Here is a 26,998-nt window from a genome sequence, read left to right as displayed (position 1 = left end):
TTAGTATTCTTCCTGTTCACCAGCTTCCGGTGATATTTCATAAGAGTCCTCTTTCTTATTATTATCCACTTTTTCAGAATTGTCGAAATATCTCCGTATAAACTCGTGCAAGTCCTTTTCCTTGTAATAAGTCTTATGGAGAATGGTATAATATTTCAGCCCACTATCCCGATACCGTTGAAGTGTCCGCTTACTGATGTTCAATAACAGGCAAATATCCTGATTATCGTATAGCTTTTCACCGTTCAGATAGTTGGCGTGCTTCTTCTCTTTTATACTTGCAGCCCGGAATAACTTCTCCAGTTGTTCCAACAGACGCTCCATGTAACACTCAAATGTTTCTTTATCCAATGGTATCATAGTTCCTGATTGAAGTTGCCGGTAATATAATAGCTCTGGTTGGACGGGTCTTTAACTATAATCTCTTTCTCACGCATAAATTTGATATAGCTTTTTGCCGTCCGTTCCTTTACATCAAGAATAGTCTGTATCTGTTCCGATAAATCCACATAGGTAATAAATCGCTGCCTGCCGAATACATCTTTTGCAACCGAAACTAATTCATCCTCTTTTCGTTTCTCCTTTGCCTCTTTGGGCTTTTCTCCCAGATAAATGTGCATCCCGGCTTCTCTATCCCAAGAGAATTGCATGATGGGAACATCTAATGGACTACCGTTACGAACTTTCAATGCTTTCACTACCGATATAGCCGGATCGGTATCTTTTTCGATGGAAAGGATGGCGGCAGCCTTGCGTTGCAGTTCCGAGCCAAGATGTCCACGCAGTTTTAAGCCATTAGGAATAAAATGCAGCACCGTTATGATACAGGTCTTATAGATTCCTGCCAATCGGTAGAGTTCCTCCACTACCGCAATACTTTCCGCTTCATCATTAGCCCCCTTTATCAAGTCCGCTATTCCGTCTATAACCACCATGTGGATACCTTGATACTGGTAATGAAACTTATCCATACTTTGAATAATGGACTGCAATCGTTCTTTACGGCTCATTCCCGTTAGGCAGTAAGCCCGGAAATATTCCGGCATCGCCTCTCGTCCGCTTCGACGCAGAAGATTGGTGATATTCTTGTAGGTCTGCACTTCCGACTGTTCCGTATCATAGAACAGAATAGCTTTCTGTTTGGTGTTCTCACAAACTGATACGCCTAACGTATCAATCGTCTTATCCGTTTGCCTGATAGCTCCCGCAATCAGGGCGGCTATATAATTACTCTTTCCCGTTCCTTCGCCGCCTGTCACACATAGCAGGTTGCCTTGGGTTCCGAGAGGCACATCATTGACCGATACAATCATTTGGGCAATAGGAGGGGGATTGTTGAAATCCACTTCGCAAGATCTTAAAGCTGACATTGTTTCACTATAAATTGAATCCAGATAGTTTAAAAATAGTTTTATCAAATCTTCTCGTCTATTCCCTGACTTGAAATAGTCCGAAATATCTTTTTCTTCCTTTGTCCCTGCCAATGGCAACAACAATCGTTTTACACCATACTCCTTTAAGTTCTGCTCCTGTTTTGCCGAGCTGTCCAGCCCCGTCTTATCCATATCGAAGAGTAAGATAATATGCTTGAACCGGAAAGAGAGTTTACGGACAATCCCCATTGGTATCGCTACTGTTTCAGAGTTGAAACAAATGGCATGAAATCCGTGAGCGGTGAGACTCATTACATCCTTTTCTCCACCCGTGATGAAAAGCAAATCACCTTTAGATGGTAGTTGTTCCAACCCGAAGCAATAATTATCTCCGAAATCGCCGGCATACAGGAAACGAACATCCGAAGATGGACGGTAAATCTTTATGTGCTGTTTACCTGTATATCCATAAATCGGTTCTTTTGCTGTGGAAGAGAAACTAAACGGCTTCCCCTCATTATTTTCGCTGCTGAATTTCAGAAGGGAAGTAACCTTGAATCTTTTCAGTATATCCGGTGTGATGCCATATTTATTCCAATAGGCAAGTTCCGCAGCCGTGAATACTCTTTGAATTGTTGTATAAGGGCGTTTCTTTTTTGCCGGTGGAACAGGTTCATGGATAGCGGTTACAATGGGCTTGAATATTTGTTTCTCATTTTTTGTTAATCCCAAATGTAAGTCCCGGTCAATAATCGTCATTATTTCAATAAACTCTTTAGGCTCTTTACAATTTAATCCATTCAATTTCCCCACTAAGGCAAAGCAATCACCGGAATAATCATCATTCCCAAAATCTTTTAATCTATACATATCGCTTCTACGCTCGTAATAGATGTTGCACGATGCATGCTTATCCTCATAAAGTGGATTATGAAAATTACGACCTACACGGAAAGGGGTGGGGAGGTAATGTCTGAATATAGCCATTCCTTTATCCGTCATACGAAGAATATCTTCTTTATTCATGATTTCCATTGAATAAATAGTTTCTACGAAATTGTTCTAATGTATGCGGATCGCAGACTATGATTTTCTCATTCAGCCCTCTTTCAATTTCTGATAACTTATATCTGCACTGTCCTCTCACCATAGAATAACTGATGAGATTTTCCTTTCTCAATCTTTGTAGGGTTTTTGTGCTGATACGTAGTATGGCGGCAACTTCTTGGTTGTCCATCCATACTTCTTCCTCTTCATTGGGCTTTGCTTCTTTTCTGAATACATAATCCGCAATTTTCTCGATTTTGCGAATAAGATCTTTATAGGCGGTAGCCTCCATTGTAATTACATCCATAACTTTTCGTTTAATTATTTGCTGCAAAGTTCATCCAATCTTATCAGACCATTTACCAACTTGTTACCAACTTGGTATTACTTTTTTTATGATGATTGATAATTACCGTAGTAGATGATAGTCTCATGTCGGACAAGTGAAATGTCAGTGCAAGGTGCAAGCCTATACTTATATATAGGCTCGCACCTTGCACTAGAAAAATAAAAATAGATAATTAATAATCAAATGTTTGGAAGATGTTCGTTTTTTCCATACTTTTGAACCCGAAAGCTATGGCAGACGAATTTAGGACAAATGTAGTCAAATGAAGATTTCTTTATGTCGTTACAAATTCGTTACAGGTAGTAAAAATATAAGTGCTAATAGGCTGATATATACGGAATTGGAAGAGTAAGGTTCATAATCCTGTCTCTCCGCCCAAAAAAAACTTAAGGCAGTAAAAAAAGTCCTACATGACATATTATCATGGCAGGACTTTTTTTTATTTCTCTCCCTATTCGAATATATTACCTTGAATTTAAATAAGTAGATGTATAAATCTTTTCAATAAAAGTCTGAATATAAAAAATATTGCATTATTCTTCTCAAATATTTGCGAGTTACGGAAACTTCCTGTACTTTTGCGCCCCGAACAAGGAGAGGTGCTCGAGTGGTTGAAGAGGCACGCCTGGAAAGCGTGTATACGCCAAAAGTGTATCACGAGTTCGAATCTCGTTCTCTCCGCTTTTTTTTAGTGTTATTTGAAATTTGTAAAAGCGACTGTTTTGAATAATCAAAGCAGCCGCTTTAATTTTTATATAGAAACGTTTGAGCGTTTATTCCAATTCTTCAATAATCTTCTTTACATCTACCGGTTGCAGGCGTCCGTACACCTTTTCGCCGATCATCACTACCGGAGCCAGTCCACAGGCGCCTACACAGCGCAGACAGTCTAATGAGAATTTTCCGTCCGGAGTCGTATCTCCTACTTCGATACCCAATACACGTTTGAACTCTTCCAGCAATTTTTCAGAGCCACGTACATAGCAGGCTGTACCCATGCAGACAGAGATGGGATGTTTCCCTTTGGGAGTCATGGTAAAGAAAGTATAGAAAGTGACCACACCATACACTTTTGATACGGGGATTCCGAGTTTGGAAGCGATAATCCGTTGCGTTTCCTCGGGTAGATACCCTTGCAGATGCTGTGCCTCGTGTAAAATATTGATAAGTTCGCCCGGGTTGTTTCCATGCTTGTCGCAGATCGTTTTGATTTGCTCTGCCATGTCACAGGCTAGTTTGATATCTGACATAATACTCTTCATTTAAAAGTTAATCAATCGCTTTGTTGAAATAATGCGTATGCAGGAGAGTTTCCGATTTCTCACCCAGCGGTTTGCCGAGATAATCCTCGTACAATGTCTTGATATACGGATTCTCGTGCGATTTGCGCAAAGGTTTGTTGGCGTCTTCGCGGTAAAGTGCGTTAGCGCGTGCATAGAGTATTTCCGAGTTGCCGTGATGCAAAGGCTGCCCGCCGCCACCGATACAGCCTCCGGGGCAAGCCATAATTTCGATGACATGATATTCGTTGTGCCCGTTCCGTATATCTTCCAATAGATGACGAGCGTTGCCTAGTCCGTGTGCGATGCCTACTTTTAATTCAAATCCGTTTAGGTTAATAGTAGCACGACGAACACCGCTTAGTCCGCGTACTTGTTCGAAATTTACATTTTTCAGAGGTTCTCCGGTATAGATTTCATAGACAGAACGGAGAGCGGCTTCCATTACGCCACCTGTTGTTCCGAAAATGACACCGGCGCCTGTCGATTCACCCATCGGGTTGTCGAATGGGCTATCCAGTACGAGAGGGAAGCCGATATTGGCACGTTTAATCAGTCGTGCCAGCTCACGGGTGGAAATGGAATAGTCGACATCGGGGATACCGTTCACTTTGAACTCATCACGGGCACATTCGTACTTTTTAGCCAGACAAGGCATGATAGATACGACTACCAGCTTTTCTCTGGGTATGCCCATTTTCTCCGCCCAATAGGATTTGGCGATGGAACCGAACATCTGTTGTGGGGAGCGGGCGGTAGACGGAATGTCCAACATATCTGGGAAATGATGTTCGAAGAAGTTGACCCATGCCGGACAACAGGAGGTCAGGATAGGTAACCGCACGGATTTATCTCCGTTGAGATAACGTGTCAATCGGTTCAGAATTTCAGAACCTTCTTCCATAATGGTAAGATCCGCTGCAAAATCCGTGTCAAATACATAGTCGAATCCCAGTTCGCGAAGCGCATATACCATTTTCCCGGTTACCAGAGTGCCGGGAGGAAATCCGAATTCTTCACCTAGGGCAGCCCGTACGGCAGGTGCGGTCTGCACAATCACTACTTTGTCCGGATTAGCCAGATCGTCAAGCAGACGGTTGGTGTAGTCACGTTCCGTTAATGCGCCTACGGGACAGACAGCCACACACTGACCGCAGTAAGTACATTCACTTTCCGTCATCATTCGGTCGAAAGCGGGAGCGATGGTGGTGTTGAAGCCGCGACGGATGGCTCCCAATGCTCCGACAGTCTGTACATCATTGCAAACACTTTCACAACGGCGGCAGAAGATGCATTTATCCATATTACGGACGATAGAAGCAGTAATTTCCCGCTTACGGGGGGACAGCTCACCACCATTGAAAGGCATTTCGCGAATATTGAAACGCAGTGCCAACGTTTGAAGTTCGCAGTTACCGCATTTAGGGCAAGTGAGACAGTCATTAGGATGGTCGGAAAGAATCAGTTCGGCTACCACTTTACGGGCGTTCATTACGCGCAGGGTACTGGTTTTTACCACCATTCCCTCCGTGCAACGGGTAGCGCAGGCAGGAGCCAGGTTGCGTCGTCCCATCACTTCAACCACACAAATACGGCAGGAAGCCGGATTATTTTTTATGCAAGTTCCTTTCAGGTCGATATGACACAGCGTAGGTATATTGATACCGATTTTGATGGCGGCTTCAAGAATCGTGCTTCCCTCGGGCACAGTGATGAAATGACCGTCTATCTGGAGAGTAATTTGTTTTTCTTCCATAGTAAATAGATTTTAGCAGACAAGAATAGCATTGAATTTGCAGCGTGCCATGCACATGCCGCACTTGATACATTTATCAGGATTGATTACATGCGGTTTTCGCACTAAGCCGCCGATTGCATCAGCCGGACAGTTTTTGGCGCATAAATGACAACCGATGCAATGCTCCGGATTAATCGTATAAGTCAGCAGTGATTTACATTGCTTGGCGCGACAGGTTTTATCCCGCACATGCTCCACGTATTCATTATAGAAATTGTCCAGTGTTGATAGAACAGGATTCGGAGAAGTCTGCCCTAATCCGCAGAGAGCAGTATCCTTAATTACTTGTCCCAAAGTAGCGAGGGTATCCAGGTCTTTTTCCGTACCTCTTCCTTCCGTTATCTTGTTCAGCAGTTCCAGCAGACGTTTGTTGCCGATACGGCAAGGCGTACATTTTCCGCAAGATTCTTCAACGGTGAAATCGAGGTAGAAACGGGCAACCGATACCATACAATCGTCTTCATCCATGACAATCATACCTCCCGAACCCATCATAGATCCGGCAGCCAGAAGATTATCGAAGTCGATAGGAGTATCCAGATGTTTCTCTGTCAGACAACCGCCCGAAGGTCCGCCTGTCTGCACTGCCTTGAACCTCTTTCCGCCTTTGATACCGCCACCGATTTCATAGATTACTTCCCGGAGGGTAGTTCCCATCGGTACCTCAATCAGGCCGACATTGTTTATTTTTCCTGCAAGGGCGAATACTTTCGTTCCTTTGGAACGTTCCGTTCCGATGGCTGCAAACCAGTCGGCACCTTTCGTCAAAATAATGGGGATGTTGGCAAGCGTCTCTACATTGTTTACGTTAGTAGGCTTCCCCAAATAACCGGATTCGGCAGGGAAGGGAGGTTTGAGGGTTGGTTCACCCCGTTTTCCTTCCATGGAGTGAATCAGGGCGGTTTCTTCTCCGCAGACGAATGCACCTGCCCCATATCGTATTTCTATATCGAAACAAAAATCAGTCCCCAAGATATGATCTCCCAGCAACCCGTATTGGCGTGCCTGGCCGATAGCTGTTTTCAGGCGGTTGATAGCCAGCGGATATTCGGCACGGATATACACCAATCCTTTGGAAGAACCGATAGAATAACCGCAGACACACATCGCTTCTACAATCGAATGAGGGTCTCCCTCCATGATGGAACGGTCCATAAACGCACCCGGATCTCCCTCGTCGGCATTACAGACTACATATTTGACATCTGATTTCTGTTTGTGGGCAAACTCCCATTTCAATCCGGTAGGAAAACCGCCACCGCCGCGTCCGCGCAAACCGGACTGTTTGATAATATCAATCACATCCATCGGTCGTTTGTTGAGCAGGCAATCGGCTAATGCGAAGTACCCCTCTCGGGCGATATATTCTTCGATGTTTTCGGGATCAATAAAACCACAGTTACGCAGGGCGATACGGAGTTGTTTCCGATAGAAATCCATGTGTTTGGAGTCACTGACAGTCTGTTCCGTTTTAGGATCTATGTATAGCAGCCTTGCTATTTTCCGGCCGCCGATGATATGTTCGGTGATGATGTCTTCCGCATCTTCGGGAGTGACCTGTGTGTAGAATGTATTGTCGGGAATGATTTTCACAATGGGACCTTTTTCGCAGAAGCCGAAGCAGCCCACTGTGATGACTTCTACCTTGTCGGCAATGCCGTTCTTTTCGATGGCTGTCCGGAGATGTTCCGTAATGCCTTGACTGGAAGAGGCTTTGCACCCTGTACCGCCGCAGATAAGAATCTGAAGATGCTGTGTGCCGGACGCCAGTCCGCAGCACTTTTCGGTCACTTTTTCATTACTCTCTTCACGTAATGAAAGTTTGTGTTCTGCTCTCTTCCTGATTGTAGCCAAATCATGGATAGATAAGATTTTCATAAGTATCAGAATTGTTAGTAGGTTTTTTGCAAATATAATTCTTTGTTTGGAATAACAGCATGCTCTTGTGCAAATAAAACCGATCTTTGACGGAGGATTTAGGTAAATAAATCTCTATCTTCGTATTTAATTAGGTATCAAACCTAATAAAAGATAATTGAAGTATGAGACGAATTTTACTGGGACTGTGTTTTTTATCCTTTCTGAACAGTGCATCCGGACAAGCGATTCCCTTGCCGGAAACGATGCCGCAGGCGCATCCGCGGGTACTGACCACTCCGGCGGGAAAGCAGGAAACATGGAAGTTGATTAGAAAAGAAGAATGGGCGAAAGATGTCTTCAATAAATTGAAGGAACGGACGGAAGTATATACAAACCTGACGGATGCTCAACCATCTTGGTTGTTGTCCCGTTTGGCGATGTACTGGAAATCTCATGCCACGGAAGTATATGTGAAAGGTGAAACGTTCGACCATGCAGGCGGTGAAAAGGCTCCTTATCCTACTGTGCGCTATACAGGAACCCGTGGAACGGCTGCTACTCACGGCCGCCCCAAATTGGCGGATGTCGTTCCTTATGATGATGCGGACGGGAATGTGACTTTTTGCAATAATGCACTTCCCGACCGTCCTATGGAGAGTGTACACCCATCCAAAACCGGGCGGAATATCGAAAGTCTGAACTGCGAAATTCTGGGAATTGCCCGTGATGCCGCTTTCCTTTATTGGATGACGGATGAAGAGAAGTTCGCCAAACTTGCCGCAGGAGTCTTTGATACATATATGACGGGGATTTATTATAGAAATGTCCCCATCGACTTGAACCACGGGCATCAGCAAACATTGGTAGGGCTGACTTCTTTCGAGGTAATCCATGAAGATGCACTCCATATCGTTGTCCCTTTATATGATTTTCTATATAATTACCTAAAGGCTAATTACCCGGATAAAATGGAAATCTATGCCGGAGCTTTCAAGAAATGGGCGGATAATATCATTGCGAACGGTGTACCTCATAACAATTGGAATTTGTTACAGGCACGGTTTATTATGAATGTCGGATTGGTATTGGAAGACAATAAGGAATATGCCGACGGAAAAGGACGCGAATATTATATCGACTATGTGATGAACCGTTCCAGCATCCGCCAATGGAGTCTGACGCGACTGGCGGATTACGGTTTCGACACCAATACAGGAATTTGGGCTGAATGTCCGGGATATAGCAGTGTGGTAATCAATGATTATGCCAATTTTGTGAATCAGTTTGATACGAATCTGCAATATGATTTGGTGAAAGCAATGCCTGTATTGTCGAAAGCGGTAGCAACCACTCCCCAATATCTGTTTCCCAACCGCATGATTTGTGGCTTTGGAGATACGCATCCGGGATATTTGAGTACGAACTTCTTTATCCGTATGATACAGAATGCACAGGCGAACGGGAAGAAAGGACAGGAAAACTATTTCACGGCTTTACTGAAATGCCTGAACCCGGATTTGGGAAATGATAAAACAGAAAAGAAGAATGTGCGTGTATCTGTCAATTCTTTCTTTGAAGATAAACCGCTGACGCTAAATCCCAAAGTGCAGCCGGGAAAGATAGAAGATTATGTTTCTCCTTTATTTTATGCTCCCAATGTGTCGTGGCTGGTACAGCGCAACGGTATGCATCCGCGCAACAGTTTGATGATTTCGTTGAATGGCAGTGAAGGTAATCACATGCACGCTAACGGCATTTCGATGGAACTTTACGGAAAAGGATATGTACTGGGACCGGATGCAGGTATCGGACTTTTCCTGTACAGCGGACTGGATTATGCAGAATATTATTCTCAATTTCCTAGTCATAATACAGTTTGTGTGGATGGAATATCGAGCTATCCGGTGATGAAAAGTAACCATTCTTTTGAGTTGCTTTCCTGTTTTCCGGCATCAGCGGAACCGGGCAAAGCATTTACGTCCGTCACTTACAGTAACCTTTATTTCCGCGAACCGGAAAGCAGGGCGGATCAGACCCGTATGATGAGTATTGTCACTACCGGGGCGGAGACAGGATATTATGTCGATGTATTCCGCAGCCGGAAAGAGAAAGGAGGCGATAAGATGCACGATTACTTCTATCACAACCTTGGGCAGACTTTGACATTGACGGCAGCAGATGGTAGCGACCTGAATCTCCAGCCTACGGAAGAACTCTCCTTTGCAGGTGCACATCTTTACGCTTATTCCTATTTATATGATAAGAAAGTGGCTGCAACCGATAAGGATGTCAAGGCAACTTTCACCATCGATATGAAAGATAAGGATGGCGATGATATATACATGAATCTTTGGATGAAAGGTGCACCGGATCGTGAAGTTTTTACGGCCTTGGCGCCAATGACCGAAGGGCTGAGCCGCACACCGAATATGCCCTATAATATAAAGGAGCAGCCGACGCTGACATTTGTTGCCCGCCAGCATGGAGAAGCATGGAATCGTCCTTTTGTTTCGATATATGAACCGAGCACGAAAAAAGAACCGTCCGCTATTCAGTCCGTCTCTTACTTTGATGCGGAAGGAGTAGGTTTAGAAGACTTTGCCGGAATCTGTGTGAAAAGCAAAAACGGACGTATAGATCATATCTTCTCTCTATCCGATGCCGCACAAACCGCTACTTATCAGGGAATGAAAGTGAAAGCGGATTATGCCGTTATCAGCAATGAATATGCAGGAAACCGGATGTTATTTTTAGGGAATGGAACCCAATTGGTTACGCCCGGGATAATGATCCAGACCGACAATGCCGCCAATGTATTGCTCGAAAAGAAAGGGGGAAAATGGTATATTATTTCTTCTGCCCCCTGTACGGTTGTTATCGGCGATAAGAAGATAAAATCCGATGCTGCGCCGGAGCCTATATTGTTGCGTATCTGATGTTTCATTTGTAATAAAGAAAAATTGTATATCTTATCCGTAGTATGATATATTATGGCCTAAGATGGAAATAGTTGCAATAAAAAACAAAAAAAGCGCGTTTAAACGTTTTTAATACTATATTTTTTCTAATTTTGTGGCTTTCTGTCCAAGTAGTATATAAAATGGACAGTAAGCCCTTTTTTTGTGGGTAAATATTAGTGGGAAATATTTAGTGGGAAATAAATGATGGTATATGTGATGAGAAATGGTCGCAGGGTAATTGCTGCATTATCATTTCTGTTATTATGTTGTGGTGTACATGTGCACGCACAGCGGGTGGCTGTAAAGACAAATGCATTAGGTTGGCTGACCGCCAGTCCGAATGTAGAAGCAGAATTTGTATTGGGTAGCCATGTCTCCTTAAACATGGGGATTGCTGCGAACCCAATCAGTACAGACAACTTTAAAACGACTTTCACGCATTTTCAGCCTGAAGTTCGTTACTGGCTAAATCGTCCGATGGTGAGTCATTTTCTTGGAATCACCGCTTTCGTGAATAATTTTAATATGATGGTGAAAGATGTGCATCACAAAGGCGATGCATACGCCGCAGGTTTGACCTATGGATATGCATGGGTGCTGGGCGATCATTGGAATATCGAAGCAACTGCCGGAGTGGGTGTGTTGCGCTACCGTCAGTTTAAGTATGATAAGGGTACTCCGAAACCGGGTGCGGTCAACGATAGTAAGACCACCATAGCACCTGTCAAACTGGGGATATCTTTTGTTTATATTATTCGATAACGAACATTAGCTAGTCAGAAAAGAGAATGAAAATCAATTTGAAACGTGATAGATTAGCAGGTATACTTCTCGTGGCGATGATGTTAGTCGGCATGAATGTATCTGCCCAACGGATCCGTGTGCAGGGGCATGTCACAAACCCGCAGGGAAAAAGTGTTCCGAATGTAAATGTGCTGAATCCGGTCAATGATGAACGTATAGAAATGTCCGACGAGGATGGCCGTTACAGTGTATTGGTTGAGAAAAACGGCTCGTTGAAGTTTACATGTGTCGGTTATGAGGACAAAACGGTGAAGGTGGCAGGCAAGCAGGTTCTGAATGTGGTATTGAAAGATGCCGTCATCGAACTGGACGAGGTAACGATTACTTCCAAAGTGAAGGATAAAGTGATTCCGGAACCTACGGACATCGAAATCAAAGGTAATTATTTCCATCTGAAAACCCGTGTCCCGGTGCCTAAGGAGATGTTTAACTCACATCGCCGCTTGGTATTGCAGCCTTCCATTTATGATGTGACACTGAAAAAGCGTCTGTTGATGCGTCCTGTTGTATTCGATGGAGATACTTATAATACAACGCAAAATCGAATGTACGATTATGATATGGATAAAGACCCTTTGCACGATTACATCCGTGTGAAAACGACTTCTTCACGCAAAGGGGATATTATTGCTTATCATGATTCTATCTATATAGAATATCTGCAACATGACTATCGTGCGGATGTGCATCTGGCGATGGAAAATTACCAGAATATCATTTATCGCGACTCTTTCTCCATTGCACGCGGAACAGTCAACCCGCTTCGTTTCTTGGAGTATAAATTCTCCGCTTTCAGCCTGACGGACGAGAAATATCTTCCGAAACCCGTGATGCAGTTGCGGGATACGAAAGGGGAGGTTAACCTGACCTTCCTGGTAGGTAAAGCCGATTTGGATGATAAGAATCCACAGAATCAGGTGGAACTGAACCGGTTGAATCAGGAATTACGTGGTATTGAGACGAATCCGGATGCCTCTTTGAAGAGTTTCCATATCACGGGAGTGGCTTCACCGGACGGTTCCTACGAGACGAATCTCCGTCTGGCAAAGTTACGTACGGATAAAGCACTGGAACGTATTCTGGCCCAACTGGATCCGGAAACACGCAAGCTGCTGGAAGTGAAATCGGATGCGTCGGTAGCTTCATGGAAGGAAGTGGCTGAATTGCTGAAGAAGGATTCCAAACCGGAATTGGCGAAAGAAGTAGAGGACTTAATCAAACAATATGCAGCTACTCCTTACCGGTTGAATGGGGTCTTGAAATCGAAACCTTTCTACAAGGAACTTGCGGCTACTTATCTGCCTAAATTGAGAAAGGTGCAATATACGTATGGTTATTCAATCTTCCGTTCTTTGACGGACGACGAGATTAGAGAACTTTACAGAAAGAATCCGAAGGAACTGACCCGTTTCGAATATTACCGTATGATTACGACGGCAAAAACTCCCGACGAAAGAGAAAAGTATTGCAGGGAAGCTCTTGAACTTTATGATAATTTTACGTATGCAGCCAATGAACTGGCAGTGGCAAAAATACAGAAAGATACTCCGGATTCACGTATTCTCGAACCGTTTGTCAGTAAATCGGCACCGGCAGAGTTATTGTCCAATCAGGCTATTGCCTTATTACATGAAGGGAAATATACAAAAGCGGATTCTGTACTGACGTTGGTTCCCGAAGAAGCGGTTTCTGAAGATTTGCAGGCCATCGTTCAGGCATTGGCCGGTTATTATAATGATGCTTTCGAAAAGGTGGCGGCTACCAGTCCTTTCAATGAGGTGGTGATGCTACTGGCAATGAAGAAAAATCAGGAAGCATGGGATAAGATTTCTGCCATGGATGTAGAGACAGCCCGCGAATATTATATAAAAGCGATTGCCGCCAACCGTCTGGAGAAAATAGGTGATGCGATTATGAGCATTGAGAAGGCCCTTGAACTTGATCCTTCCTTATTGGAAGTAGCGAAGGTGGACGGGGATATTATTGACTTGCTGCCGGAAGAGCAGAAAATTAAATAATGATATATACAACAAGAGTAAACGATGAATATCTTCAGAATCAACAATAAATATGTGGCAGCGGCAATCTTCCTGATGCTTGCTGTTACCTTACAGGCACAGGATTATGGTGCATTGCAATATATGTTACAGAAACGGCCTGCGAATGAAAAGTTCGAGAGCAATAAATTCAATGAACATCTCTTTTTCTCCGCCGGAATCGGGCCATACAGCTTGTTTACAAGTGGAGATAGTCAGGATGGGATGGGAATGACCGCTCATCTCTTTATGGGAAAGTGGATTACTCCGGTTCACGGACTTCGGATAGGGGTGAATTTGGGTTATCTGCCGTCGAGTATCTACGATTCTAAAATAAAAATGGGGGGCGGTAGCCTGGACTATCTGTTGAATATGTCCTCTCTGGCATACGGATACAATGCGAACCGTTGTTTTGAATTATTGGGGATTGCAGGTATAGAAGCCGGTTATTCTAAGGTGGGCGATAATAGCGGGCGTTCCGAAAAGTATCCGGATTTGAAAGGTGGCGGTCAGCTTTATTACGGCGCTCATCTCGGTTTACAGGGAAATGTACGTCTTTCTCCTACATTGGATTTGTTTGTAGAGCCACGGATCGGATGGTATAATGACGGTTTTGCCCATACGGAAAGTTGGAGAAATTATAAAATGGCAGGTTCGGTTCTGGTAGGTCTGAACTATATGCCTGCTGCTCCGATGGGAACTAAGATCCATTTCGATGATTTTGATAATAGCTCTTTCCTGAATCATATGTTTATCTCTTTATCCGGTGGTATCAGTACGCTGAAAGTTCCGGGAATCAAGAATACGATTAAAGGAGCAGGACCGCAGTTCTCTGCCGGAATCGGTAAATGGTTCAGTCCTTCTTCCGGTCTGCGTTTGTCCGGGACAGTTGGACTTTCAGACACCCCTTCGGGCAGTGCAAGCGGCTACTTTAAGCATGTCGATCTGCATGCGGACTATCTGTTGAATATCAATAATGTTCTTTGGGGATATGATGAAGACAGAATATTTAGTCTGATCGGTATTGCCGGAGTTAACCTGGCAGGTACGAAAGGAGTGGATAAAACCGCCAAGTATGCTCCGGGAATAGGAGTTGGTGTGCAAGGAAGTTTCCGTATCAACCGTTCTGTGGATTTATTTATAGAACCTCGCCTTAATGTGTATAATAAGAGATATGCAGGAGGTCGCGGAGTAGGTAGCAATACAGACCAACTCGGAGAGTTGAATTTTGGTTTGACTTATCATACGATTGACCGTGCGGCACGTCCGAAGAACGGATTCTCAAGCAATCACATTGCAGACAATCTGTTTATGACTTCGGGAATCGGTGTGCAAATGTTCCTGAATAAGACGAATCTTGAAAACCTTGGTTCTTTAGGTCCGCAGGCCTCTGTCTCTATCGGTAAGTGGTTGAGTCCTTACTCCGGTTTGCGCCTGGTGGGTATGGGTGGACTCTTTACGAACTATGTAGTTCCGGGAAGTGTTAAAGCGGGCAAACTTAGACATGCCAGTGTTAGTGGCGGCCTTGATTACTTGTGGAACATAACGTCTACCATGAGCGGATATAATCCCGATCGTATCTTTGATTTAATAGGTTCGGTAGGTGTCAACCTTGCTTATACTTCCCAATCAGACCATAAAATCCAACCGGGTGTTAATGCGGGCATACAGGGATTATGGCATGTGAATGATTTTCTCGGTTTGTATATTGAACCACAGATTCGCTTGTATGGAGATAAATTCATCGAAGGCAATCTGGGCTTTATGCAGAAAGACGTGATGGTAGGAGTCAATGCAGGTTTCCACTATCGCTTTGTTCCTTATTCAAAAGCAGCCAATCGTAGCGTGTTTGGTCAGGATGACAAGCGTTACTTCATCTCCGGTGCACTTGGATTGGGTAGTTTGCTCGTAGCCAACAAGGATTTGGTGAAGAATGCAGGTGTAGAAGCAAAAGGAAGCATTGGCAAATGGTACACTCCATTATCTGCATGGCGGGTAAACGGAACAATTATGTACAAGGCCAAAACGTCGTCGAAGATGAATCTCCATTATGCCGGTTTGGGTATGGATTATATGATGAGTCTGGCCACATTGGCAAAAGGATATAGCCCCGATCATGTGATAGACGTTGTTCCTTTTGTGGGAGTTACTGCCGGACTGGTACGCCGTTACGGTAAGTTTCAGGCAGTGCCGGGACTGGATGCCGGTGTGCAGGTTAAGCTGAAAGTGGCTTCTTCTTTGTATCTGTATGCCGAACCTAAAGTGGGTATCCGTACCGATACATACGATGGCTCCGAACAGGGAAGACCTGACCGCGTAGCTTCCATGGTAGGTGGATTATTATACAGATTCAAGATGCCTACTTTCCAGTAAGAAAAGAAATAGGCACTTTATTATCCGACTATTTATTGTATGAAAACACACAGGGAAACTGAATGCGCCCTTCTATATATATTTCGCCGTATCGGGCTAGCTGATGGTTTGCCTGATAATTATGAGAGAAGTGTTTTTGCAGAGGCAAGTATAAAAGGCGGGAAATAAGAAAACTGAAAAAACAGAAATACTCTAGGTAAATCTCCTTTATTGTTCGTAATAGACAATAAAGGAGATTTTTTGTATTGGTTCCTTGTTTGGCAGTTTCTGTTACCAGGTTGCCAACCTGACCGGAATAGAAAGTGTAGCTTTGCAAAGAACTTCAATAAATAGAATAATTAAAGTATAACATAGTTTGGTGATATGAATATGGTAGAAGTTTTATTTGGCAAAAGAAAATGTTTATTAGCGATAGCTATTGTGTTTTCAACATTCGGGAACGCTCAATTAGTAACCTATCCGGAAGGACTGAACACAGGTATGCCACATAATGATGATTATACAGTCAAAGTACGTGAAGCAGGTGGTGAATGGAAAGATGTATTCGAATATGAAGTTCAGGTAGATATGGATCGGGTACAATCTGCTTCAATGGTACAGTTTGATATGGGCAGTCCCGTAGAAGTGATGGTGAAAAAGAACAATGGTTCAATTCAGGATGTGAAAATCCGTCCGTTGGCAATAGGTATACAACATACGGTAAATCACAATGCAATCTTTTTTACATTAATTAGACCTCAATACCTGTCGATTGAGTTTAATGGTGATCGTTTGCATAATCTTCATTTGTTTGCTAATCCTTTGGAAACAGAAACTTATACTGAAAGCAGTGACAAAGTGATGTATTTCGGGCCGGGTGTCCATCGTCCGAAAGATTTGCCGAATACACAGATACAGATTCCTTCCAATACTACTGTTTATTTAGCTCCCGGAGCTGTTGTAAAAGCTAAATTACTGATTGATAAAGCTGAAAATGTACGCATTGTCGGGCGTGGTATTCTCGACCATTCGATCCGTGGAATAGAAGTTACTCATTCTAAAAATGTATGGATTGACGGTATTACAGTCATAAATCCTGATCACTATACAGTATTTGGAGGTGAATCTACTGGCTTGATCATCAAGAATTTAAAGTCTTTCAGTTGTAAAGGATGGAGTGATGGCATAGACCTGATGTGTTGCAGTGACGTATTAATAGACAATGTTTTTATGCGGAACAGTGATGACTGTATTGCCATCTATGCCCATCGCTGGAACTATTACGGAGGAAGTCGTAACGTGACTTTACAGAATTCAATCCTTTGGGCGGATATTGCTCACCCGATCAACATTGGAGGACACGGTAACCCGGACGACGCAGTGGGAGAAGTGGTTGAGGATATAACCGTCCGGAATGTCGATATTCTGGAACATGACGAAGATGATCTTCTTTATCAGGGCTGTATGGCGGTGGATTGCGGTGATAAAAATCTGGTACGTAAGATATTATTTGAAGATATCCGTGTAGAGAGTATTCAGGAGGGAAGATTGTTTCATATTAATGTCCGTTTCAATTCAAAGTATGATAAACAGCCCGGACGGGGAATTGAAGATATTACTTTCCGCAATATCACTTATAATGGAGTGGGTGAGAATCCGTCTCTATTGAAAGGGTTTGATAAAGAACGCTCCGTCAAGAATATCATCTTTGATAATGTGATGATCAATGGTGTGAAGATGAAAAACACAGATGATTTTATCACGAATGAATATATAAAGAAAATCACCGTCAAATAGCATAATCTGGAACATGAAGTATGAATAGATAAATTTCTTTGCATTAGGTGCAAACTTCTTTTCTTCTAATACCAAACTTTCTTTAGGTTAAACATAAACTATAAATGCAAGTTTCATTTATATAATCAGAACTTGCAATTATATAAATGAAACTTTCGTTTTTATAATCAAAGCTTGCAATTATAGATTTCTATTAGTTAAGAGCAACTTTAGTATTAGAAGGAAAGAACTTTGCAATAGAGAGATAATAACTTATCTATTTGAGCTTCTTTTTACTACGAAATGCTATCTTTGCTTGTCATTTGGTAGAAAAGAAATCGAATCGCACTATGATTAACAGAATTATATGGATTATTGGGATTGTATGGATAGGGAACATTCAAAATGGAGTACAAGCGCAACGACGTAACTTCATTCATCCCGGAATCACCTATTGTCTAGTTTATCAATCAAAAGGAAATTCTTTATTGTCCGTAGCTTCTGATTCGGAAGTAAAGACGGAACCAGTGCAATTACCCTGCTCCGCACAATGGACGGAAAGAGAAATAGGAAAACTCACTCTTTCCGCAGGAGCTTGCGTACTTCGCTTACAGATAGAGCAAGCCGGAGATAAACTCGAAATCCAGAAAATAATAGTAAAGCAGGATAAGGGGATTTGATTTCTCGTTCGTACTTAATAATAGTACTACAAAAAAAGATGGCCATGAAAATTCGAATATGTTTGTTAATCATACTGATGGGATTATTGTATCCGGGTTATATTAGCTCGCAAGAGTCCCCTTATGTATTCCGCCAGATTGGAGTTGTCGAAGGATTACCGGATAACTATGTAAAAAGCGTTTTCCCCATCCCGGACGGACGTATCGGTGTGCGAAGCACTGTGCTGTTAAGCCTGTATGACGGTGCGAACTATTCAAATTTCCCTTTCAATATTCATGGCGAATATTCGATAGCATATAACCATATCATTCCTGAACAGTATATTGATGCTGATAAACGTTTGTGGATGAAAGAACGTAAGAGCCTGCGTGTTTTCGATTTGACTACCGAACAGTATATATATAACGTAGATTCTTTATTCCAACAGTTCGGCTTAAAGGATAAAGTGGCGGATATCATCATTGATTCTGAAAAACACTGTTGGTTTCTGACACCGGGTTCCTCTGTCTATATGTACGATGCAGAGACAAAATCAATCGAGCAGGTTTGCAGGAACGATGAGTTTATGGAATACTATGGCGGATTGCTCGGGGTGGAAAGTCATGGAAAATACAGTTGGATGGTTCATCAGAAAGGAGCTATCCGTTGCTACGATTTGGAAAAGAAACGTTTTGTACAGCAACTTGATTTCCTGAAAGACCAACTGAAACCGGATGACCGTGTAGTTCTGAAGATACTCGACAATGGTGACTTTTGGCTGATGTGGGATCGTGGAGTAGGCTATTATGATGTCTATAATAAAAAATGGAATCAAATTTCAGGTATCCGACTCGGACACTATTCATGGTTCACTTCTATGGACATTGATAAAGGTGGAAATGCATGGGTAGGAACCGTTATCGATGGATTCTATGTCATTGATATGCATAATTTTTCTGTAACCCGGACACAGGACATTCCTTTATTATCAGGTAATACAGTACGTAATGGCATTCAGAGTATCTATTGCGACAAGGAAAACAATTCTGTTTGGATAGGACTCTATAATCAGGGAATGTGCTATTACCATCCCAGCATGAATAAAATAGTGCTGTACAATAAAAAGATGATAAATGGCGACTGGAAAGGAGAGGAAATACGCTGTATGCTCGAAACGTCTAAAGGAGAAATTCTGATGGGTACTACACAAGGTGTCTATCGTTATGAACCGGAGACTAAGAGAATGAACAGATTCTATCATGAATTCAGCCAGAAGAATTGCCGTGTACTCTATGAAGACAGTAAGAAGCGTGTTTGGGTCGGAACATACCACGATGGACTCTACTGTATAGATCATGGAAAGGTACGGTCTTACGATTATCCCGATACGGATTATCAGAATGAACTGGATTTCAGTAATATCCGTGTCATGGTCGAAGACCCTTCCGGTCGGTTGTGGGTAAGTATATATGGTGGTGTAGGATTATTCAATCCGGAAAACGGGCAAATAAACTTATTGTCCGAACAGTTCCCCGAACTCAAAAAATACAAAGTAGCCAATGCATTGGCCATAGATAACCAATCCCGGTTGGTCGTAGGCAGTGATAACGGACTTTACATTTACGATCCTGCAACGAATAAAATATGGATACCGGAGCAAGACGGCCAGGCTAATTCAATCTTCAATCAGGGAAGTATCAAGTACAACCAAATACTCAAAGACCATGAGGGAACTTTATGGTTTGCCACTCAATATGGCTTGAGCGTCTTGACTCACAATGGGCAAAGCTACACATTAGGGAGAGAAGAAGGTCTGTCCAAAGCCATCCTGAACGTAGTAGAAGATAAGAACCATGATCTCTGGATTTCGACAGTCACTTCTATTTATAAGATAAAAGTAGACAGAAGAGCTGATAAATACGGCTTTCATGTAATCAGCTGTCTGTCGGAAGATGAAATCCGTCAGGATGATTTATATAGTTTCCCTTCGTTAATGACCAGGGACAATCAGCTTTTCCTGGGGTTGATGAACGGCTTTATCGCTTTCTCACCGGAAAACATGATAGATAATCAGTGCCTCAATCGTCCTCTGTTTACCTCATTCCGCTTGTTTAATGTTCCGGTTGTTTCGGGTGAAACATATAACGGGCGTGTCTTATTTGACAAAGCATTGAGTTATTCGGACGAAGTACAGTTGAAATATGATGAGAATTACATTACACTTGAATTCTCCGGCCTGAACTTCCCCAATCCTTCCCAAACCTTTTTCCGTTACCAGCTGGAAGGATTTGACAAGGAATGGACAGAAACCCTTTTTGAGAATGGACAAGGACGTGTTGTCTATAATAATCTCCCTTCGGGCGAATACATCTTCCGTGTGTCCGCTGCCGGAAACGACCGGATATGGGGACCGGAGTCTGCATTCAAAATTGTAATTCATCCCCCGTTTTGGGATACACTGGCCGCTCGTGTTTTCTATGCAATTTTAGGTATTCTCTTAATCTTCGGGCTGATCTATGTAATAAACCGCCGCAACCGGCAAAAGATGATTCGTATGCAGGAGGAAGAAGCGTTGAAGCAGAAAGAAGAACTGGATCAGATGAAATTCCGCTTCTTCACAAATATAAGCCATGAACTCCGCACTCCGTTGACGTTGATTATCACGCCATTGGATATGATGATACGTCGATTGACAGACGATGCGATGAAAAAACAACTGAATACCATCTATAAGAATGCTCAAAACCTATTGTCATTGGTGAATCAGCTACTCGATTTCCGCAAACTGGAAATGAAAGGAGAGAGGTTGCATCTGATGAACGGCGATATGGAGGAATTTATTGTTTCGGCCTATAACAACTTCATGCCAATGGCAGTAGAGAAGCATCTTAACTTCGTGAACCAATCGGAACATAGAGCGCTTTATATGTTCTTCGACCGGGACAAGGTACATAAGATTGTAAATAATCTCTTGTCCAACGCCTTTAAATATACGCCGGAAGGCGGGACGGTAGACTTACTGCTTGCAACAGAAGAAATAGAAGGAAGAAACTACGTGAGAATATCCGTATCCGACACCGGAATCGGAATATCCGAATCAGATCTTCCCTATATCTTTGACCGTTTCTATCAGGTAGGAAATGAAGGGGACGAAAAAATAGGCAGTGGCATCGGACTTCATTTGGTAAGGGAATATGTAAATATACATGGTGGCCGCATTAAAGTGGACAGTCAGATAGATCGCGGATCAGTATTTACCGTTTGGCTGCCGATGGATCTGAAACCGGAACCGGATGAACTGCCGGAAGAAATTGTCGGAACGGAAACAACGGACGTTAAAGAGAAAGAAACCACTACATCCATAGTTGACGATAACCTGAAGAAACTGTTGTTAGTGGAGGACAATCAGGAATTCCGTACTTTCCTGAAAGAACAGTTGGAAGATTTCTATCAGATCGTTGAAGCAGCAGACGGCGAGGAAGGAGAGCGAAAAGCGATAGAGGAGAATCCGAACCTGATTATCAGCGACATTATGATGCCGAAAGTAGACGGTATCGAACTTTGCCGTCGGATCAAGACGAATGTGCAGGCTTCCCATATACCTGTGATATTGTTGACGGCTCGCACTGCCGATGATATCAAGATCAATAGCTATGAAGTAGGAGCAGACTCTTATATGTCGAAACCCTTCAACTTTGATATGCTCATGGTGCGCATTGAAAAACTGATAGAGCAACAGGAAAAGAGAAAGCAGGAATTCCGTAAAAACATAGAAGTAAATCCGAGTGCTATCACTATTACTTCAGTAGACGAACAGCTTATACAGAAGTGTCTGGAATATATAGAAAAGAACATGGACAATCCGGAATATGGTGTAGAAGAGTTGAGTGGGGATTTGGGTATGGTGCGTATGAGCCTTTACCGTAAGCTACAATCCATCACCGGACACACACCGACGGACTTTATCCGCAGCATCCGTTTGAAACGGGCGGCACAGTTATTACAAGGAAGCCAGTTGCCGATTGTTGAAATTGCGAACCGGGTAGGATTCAGTTCACCCAGCTATTTCTCGAAGTGTTTTAGAGAAATGTTTGGGGTGCTACCCAAGCAATATGCCGAGGAATCGGGAAGAAAAGAATGACATTGTGCTTGTATTTGTAGTTTAATTATTACATTTGCGCTGAATAAGTGAGATAATTGTAAGATCTTGTTCACATTGGGGCAGAAGAAGTTTTATTTTATAATATATATTGATATGAAAGTATTAGTTTTAATTTCGTTGGTAGGAGGTTTGATGTTATCTTCTTGCGGAGGTAGCAGTTCAAAAAATAATGCGAGTGGTAAAGAAGTAAATCCGGCAGATACAATCTATTTGGGCGATTTGCGTGAAAAGTTTGCGGATGACAGCATTTTCTTTAAAGTAGTGGCACCGGATTTGATGTTAATGGATTATCAGTATCTTTGGGCAGTAACAGAATCGGAAGCGGTAGAGAAAGGACTGACGAAAGAATACTATAAACGTGTGAAGAAAGAAATCACCGATACGAATGAAGCGATCAAAAGAGGTGTGATGAAAGGTGCGAACGTAAAACGTATACCGGATTTCCAGACATCGCAGGATAATAAATAATGAATCCTTCCGGATGAAAGCTTTCATCCATGCAAATTTAAGAACAGGGGAGTCGTCTAATGTAACGGCATCCCCTTTTTTATTGGAGTGACCGTTAGATTTATCCCGATGAAATGGGACGTTTTTGCAAAAATACACGCTTGTTACGATAGTTTTGTTATCTGTTACTTTTGTGATATTTTAGTTCGAAACTTGTTCCTACTTTTGTATCATCGTTAAACGGATAAATTTAATGCCATGAATAAACAGCAAGCTACATTTGACGACTTTTTCTCTGAATGCTACCTTAAATATAAGGAGTATATCAAGAACTACATCGCTATCCGCATTTGCCATCCGCACGAAGCGGAAGATTTGGCGCAGGATGTCTTTGTCCGCTTATGGGAACACAGGGCATTCGTGAACAAAGATACAGTCTGGTCTTTGCTCTTTACTATCGCCCGCAATATCGTAACTGATAAAATTCGTCGTTATTATAAACAGGAAGATTTTGTCGCCTATATATATAATAGGATGGAAGACATCGGTCGGAATACCACAGAAGATGCCGTTCATTATCGTGAACTAAAAAAGATACACGACAAAGTTATGGAAGCTCTTCCTGTCAAACGCCGCCAGATCTATGAACTTAGTTTCAATCATGAACTGTCTTGTCCTGCCATTGCAGGAAAGCTGTCCTTATCTCCCCGTACAGTAGAATGTCAATTATTGCTGGCTCGCAAAACTGTTCGTACTTGTTTGAAAAATGAATTCTCCAAAGTCGGTTAAATACCAGATTCGGAAAAACACATATTAACTTTAACAATTTAATAGTATTATGGAAATTAAATCCAAATTCTTGTGTTCAAAAGGAGTCGCATTGGCTTTTGCCATGCTGCTGGGTGGTTCGCCCGGTGTATTGCTCTATGCAAATGATTCTGTAGAAGAGAGTTTGATGGTAGCCCAGACAGGCCGTATCATCAAAGGTCTTGTGACAGATGCGAATGGTGAACCATTGATTGGTTGTAATGTAGTGGTCGTAGGAAGCAATGCAGGAGTGATTACCGATATTGACGGTCGGTTTACACTGAATATTCCTGCTGATGCCAAACAAATTAAAATTAGCTATATCGGATATGTAGATCAGATCATTAACCTTCATGACCGCTCTGATTTTAAGGTAGTATTAAAGGAAGATAATAATGCATTGGATGAGGTTGTTGTAGTGGGGTATGGTACACAGAAAAAAGCGACATTGACAGGGGCGGTAGAACAAATAGGTAGCCAGGTATTGGAAAGCCGTGCCATTACCAATGTCGGTGCTGCTTTGCAAGGAGCTACTCCGGGTTTGGTAGTCACTCGTTCTTCCTCACGTCCGGGTAATGAAGGTTTGAATTTCCAGATTCGTGGTCTGACATCTGTCAATGGAGGTAGTCCGTTGATTATTGTAGATGGAGTACCTGTATTGAATGCAGAGTCATTCCAAAATCTAAATTCGGATGATATTGAAAATATTAGTGTTTTGAAAGACGGTTCAGCTTCCATTTATGGTGCGAAAGCAGCCAATGGTGTTATCTTGGTAACTACCAAAAAAGGTAAGGGCAAGACCACCGTAGATTATGGCTTCAATATGCGTTTCACCACTAATGGCATTATGGCTTTCTCTCCCAGTATGCAGGAATATGCCACCATGTGGCTGGAAGCCAATAAGGAAATGCCGGAGCATGACTGGTGGGGCTGGGGAGAAGAAAATCTGAAAAAGATGGCTCAAGGCATTGAAGGTATTTATGAGTCGACTGTGGCCGATTGGGGTACGATGTTCGTAGGTAATGCCAATCGCCTGGATGAATTGTTTGCCCGTCGTTATTCCTACCAGCATAACTTGAGTGTAGCAGGTTCTACGGATAAATCCGATTACCGTATTTCTTTAGCTTATGCCGATAACCAAGCCAATCTGGCCACTGCTTATGATGGACAGAAACAGTTGAACTTGCGCTTGAACTACGGAATCAAATTGACCGATTGGTTCAAACTGGAGACTTCAGCCAGTATGATTAAAACAAATACCGAAACGCCCACACATGGTATCGATCGTACACTCTACGGGAATGATGCTCCATTCTTTCCGGCTAAGAATCCTTATGGACAATGGTATGCTAACTTCGGTAATGTAGGTGACCGCAATGCGGCAGCAGCTACAACGGATGGCGGACGTGACGAGAGAGAGAATCTGACCACTCGTGTTGATTTTAAAGCATTGGTGGATATTTGGAAAGGAATTACTTTCGAGGGTACTGCTTCCTTTCAGAATGAGGAATATCGCAGGGAACGTTATTCGCTTCCGGTACAGTGCTACAATTGGTTCGGCGAGCAGACGGCGAAGTTGGTGTATGAAACAACACAAACCCTTAGTACTCCGCAAGATGTGATGAATTTTAAAGATTCCCATCAGCCGGGATATCTGGTACAGGCAAACAATTCCCGGTATCAATACTATTCAGGGCTATTGAAATATAAGCGTACATTTGCCGAAGTACATAATATAGATGCCATGTTCGGTATCAGTGCCGAGAAATGGGTGACTAAAAAAGTGGTTACCGCTCGTGAGAAGTTTGAGGATGTCGGAATTTACGATCTGAATCTGGCTACAGGTACACAGGGGAACGGGGGAGGAAAGACTCATAATGGTACCTATTCATATATTGCCCGTTTGAATTACAACTATGCGGAAAAATATATGGTTGAATTGATGGGGCGCCGTGACGGAAACTCCAAGTTTGCTCCCGGTTACCGTTTCAAAAGCTTCGGTTCCGTTTCTTTGGGATGGGCGTTCTCGGAAGAACAATTTGTAGAGTTTCTAAAGCCTGTTCTTTCTTTTGGTAAGCTGCGTTTAAGCTATGGTAGTTCAGGCAATGATGTTGGGCTGGGCGATTACGATTATGTATCTACTGTCTCTCTTGGGACGGCCGGTTTTGGAACTATACCTGCCAACCAGGTATCTTCAGGTTTCGGTGGTTTAATTTCTTATGACCGTACTTGGGAGAAAGTTTCACAAAAAAACTTCGGTATCGATCTTAACTTCTTCGATAATCGCTTGAAAGCTACATTCGATTATTTTATAAAAGATAATACCGGTATGTTGGTAAATGTCACCTATCCGGGCGTATTAGGAGGTAAATCTCCTAAAACGAATAGTGGTCATTTGAATGTAAAAGGTTGGGAGTTTACTATCGGATGGCGCGACCAGATTAAAGACTTTTCTTACTATGCCAACTTTAATATTGGTGATACAAAGAGTCTGTTGAAAGAGATGGAAGGAGCAGATTCTTATGGGGCCGGTTGGAATGCGGCCGTGAATGGATATCCATTGAATTCGTACTTCCTTTATCGCACAGATGGTTACTTTAAAGATCAGGCGGAAGTAGATCGCTATTATGCACTTTATGGAGAGGGTAAAGAAGATTTGACTGGTGTAGGAGCAGGAAGTGCAAGCCGGTTGCGTCCGGGTGATACCAAACGTTTGGATTTGAATGGTGATTATAAGATTTCCGGTGCAGGGAATGAGAATAGCGATTTGCAATACCTCGGTGACTCCAATCCACATTTTGTTTTCGGTTTCACATTGGGAGGATCATGGAAAGGTTTTGATGTGAACGCGATGTTCCAAGGTGTCGGCAAGCAGTATGTTATCCGTAATGACTGGATGGCTTATCCTTTTCAAACACGTACCGCCAATCAGAACCCGACATATTTGGGAAAAACATGGACAGAGAGCAATCCGAATGCGGAATTCCCTCGTTTGACTACTAATGCGAATCTTGCACGCTGGAATTATCAGAATAACGACTTTATGATGCAGAATAACCGCTATATCCGTTTGAAGACATTAATAGTCGGCTACACATTGCCGCAGATATGGACGCGCAAGGTGAAATTGGAAAAAGTACGTGTTTACTTCTCTGGTAATGATTTATGGGAAGCTACCAGTATTCGAGACGGTTTCGATCCGGAAATGGGAGCGGCCTCCAATAACAGTGGATACCCGTTTGCACGTACTTGGTCGTTCGGTCTGAACGTCACTTTATAGTAGCTAT

16 protein-coding genes and 1 tRNA gene are annotated in these 26,998 nt (G+C 42.8%); 11 read left to right on the top strand and 6 right to left on the bottom strand.

Annotated elements, in window-relative coordinates:
* From AAHJ11_RS03425 to AAHJ11_RS03415, 3 genes are read right to left on the bottom strand one after another with little or no spacing between them, the layout of a single operon-like run.
* On the bottom strand, positions 1-360 hold the full coding sequence (locus AAHJ11_RS03425) for a helix-turn-helix domain-containing protein (protein WP_148365996.1): 360 nt from the start codon (positions 358-360) through the stop codon (positions 1-3).
* Entirely contained in the window at positions 357-2,402 is a 2,046-nt protein-coding gene (locus AAHJ11_RS03420) for a toprim domain-containing protein (RefSeq protein WP_148366365.1), read from the bottom strand. The genes AAHJ11_RS03425 and AAHJ11_RS03420 overlap by 4 nt, the downstream gene beginning before the upstream one ends.
* Positions 2,392-2,727, bottom strand: a complete 336-nt coding sequence (locus AAHJ11_RS03415) for a helix-turn-helix domain-containing protein (RefSeq protein ID WP_148365998.1) — start codon at positions 2,725-2,727, stop codon at positions 2,392-2,394. The genes AAHJ11_RS03420 and AAHJ11_RS03415 overlap by 11 nt, the downstream gene beginning before the upstream one ends.
* 635 nt (positions 2,728-3,362) lie before the next feature.
* Between AAHJ11_RS03415 and AAHJ11_RS03410 the strand changes: the two genes are divergently transcribed.
* Positions 3,363-3,450: transfer RNA gene (locus AAHJ11_RS03410), tRNA-Ser, on the top strand.
* A 92-nt stretch (positions 3,451-3,542) separates the two neighbouring features.
* Here AAHJ11_RS03410 and nuoE read toward each other — a convergent pair.
* From nuoE to AAHJ11_RS03395, 3 genes are read right to left on the bottom strand one after another with little or no spacing between them, the layout of a single operon-like run.
* Positions 3,543-4,019, bottom strand: a complete 477-nt coding sequence (gene nuoE / locus AAHJ11_RS03405) for an NADH-quinone oxidoreductase subunit NuoE (protein ID WP_117935149.1) — start codon at positions 4,017-4,019, stop codon at positions 3,543-3,545.
* A gap of 19 nt (positions 4,020-4,038) precedes the next feature.
* Entirely contained in the window at positions 4,039-5,805 is a 1,767-nt protein-coding gene (locus AAHJ11_RS03400; protein WP_117935148.1) for an NADH-dependent [FeFe] hydrogenase, group A6, read from the bottom strand.
* Between the two features lie 12 nt (positions 5,806-5,817).
* Positions 5,818-7,725 carry an NADH-quinone oxidoreductase subunit NuoF gene (locus AAHJ11_RS03395; protein ID WP_321020824.1) on the bottom strand — a complete coding sequence of 636 codons (1,908 nt, stop codon included), beginning with the start codon at positions 7,723-7,725 and terminating at the stop codon, positions 5,818-5,820.
* Between the two features lie 164 nt (positions 7,726-7,889).
* Here AAHJ11_RS03395 and AAHJ11_RS03390 point away from each other — a divergent pair, with 164 nt between their 5' ends.
* From AAHJ11_RS03390 to AAHJ11_RS03345, 10 genes are all read left to right on the top strand, one after another.
* A complete protein-coding gene (locus tag AAHJ11_RS03390) occupies positions 7,890-10,643 on the top strand; it encodes a six-hairpin glycosidase (RefSeq protein ID WP_413579069.1) in 2,754 nt (917 codons plus the stop codon).
* Positions 10,644-10,883: 240 nt separating this feature from the next.
* A complete protein-coding gene (locus tag AAHJ11_RS03385; RefSeq protein WP_148366366.1) occupies positions 10,884-11,429 on the top strand; it encodes a DUF3575 domain-containing protein in 546 nt (181 codons plus the stop codon).
* Positions 11,430-11,455: 26 nt separating this feature from the next.
* Positions 11,456-13,489 carry a carboxypeptidase-like regulatory domain-containing protein gene (locus tag AAHJ11_RS03380; RefSeq protein ID WP_413579067.1) on the top strand — a complete coding sequence of 678 codons (2,034 nt, stop codon included), beginning with the start codon at positions 11,456-11,458 and terminating at the stop codon, positions 13,487-13,489.
* Between the two features lie 24 nt (positions 13,490-13,513).
* Positions 13,514-15,880: a hypothetical protein gene (locus AAHJ11_RS03375; RefSeq protein WP_234132039.1), complete on the top strand. Its 2,367-nt coding sequence runs from the start codon at positions 13,514-13,516 to the stop codon at positions 15,878-15,880.
* A gap of 363 nt (positions 15,881-16,243) precedes the next feature.
* Positions 16,244-17,656, top strand: coding sequence for a glycosyl hydrolase family 28 protein (locus AAHJ11_RS03370; RefSeq protein ID WP_367741925.1), 1,413 nt, complete (start codon positions 16,244-16,246; stop codon positions 17,654-17,656).
* Between the two features lie 329 nt (positions 17,657-17,985).
* A complete protein-coding gene (locus tag AAHJ11_RS03365; protein ID WP_229128564.1) occupies positions 17,986-18,315 on the top strand; it encodes a hypothetical protein in 330 nt (109 codons plus the stop codon).
* 44 nt (positions 18,316-18,359) lie between these two features.
* Positions 18,360-22,436 (top strand): ATP-binding protein, encoded by a 4,077-nt coding sequence (locus AAHJ11_RS03360; protein ID WP_342988119.1) that lies wholly within the window; start codon positions 18,360-18,362, stop codon positions 22,434-22,436.
* A gap of 114 nt (positions 22,437-22,550) precedes the next feature.
* Positions 22,551-22,925 carry a hypothetical protein gene (locus tag AAHJ11_RS03355; protein ID WP_217721480.1) on the top strand — a complete coding sequence of 125 codons (375 nt, stop codon included), beginning with the start codon at positions 22,551-22,553 and terminating at the stop codon, positions 22,923-22,925.
* A 237-nt stretch (positions 22,926-23,162) separates the two neighbouring features.
* A complete protein-coding gene (locus tag AAHJ11_RS03350; protein ID WP_148366018.1) occupies positions 23,163-23,693 on the top strand; it encodes a sigma-70 family RNA polymerase sigma factor in 531 nt (176 codons plus the stop codon).
* Positions 23,694-23,742: 49 nt separating this feature from the next.
* The gene (locus AAHJ11_RS03345; protein ID WP_148366020.1) at positions 23,743-26,991 is read left to right on the top strand and encodes a SusC/RagA family TonB-linked outer membrane protein; all 3,249 of its coding nucleotides are present in this window, start codon (positions 23,743-23,745) and stop codon (positions 26,989-26,991) included.
* Positions 26,992-26,998: the final 7 nt, after the last annotated feature.

It is taken from the genome of Bacteroides sp. 90-K9/2, from assembly GCF_047310725.1.
Taxonomy (GTDB): Bacteria; Bacteroidota; Bacteroidia; order Bacteroidales; family Bacteroidaceae; genus Bacteroides; species Bacteroides vicugnae.
Note: the sequence above shows the minus strand (reverse complement) of the source record. Positions and strands in the feature narration are given on the sequence as shown.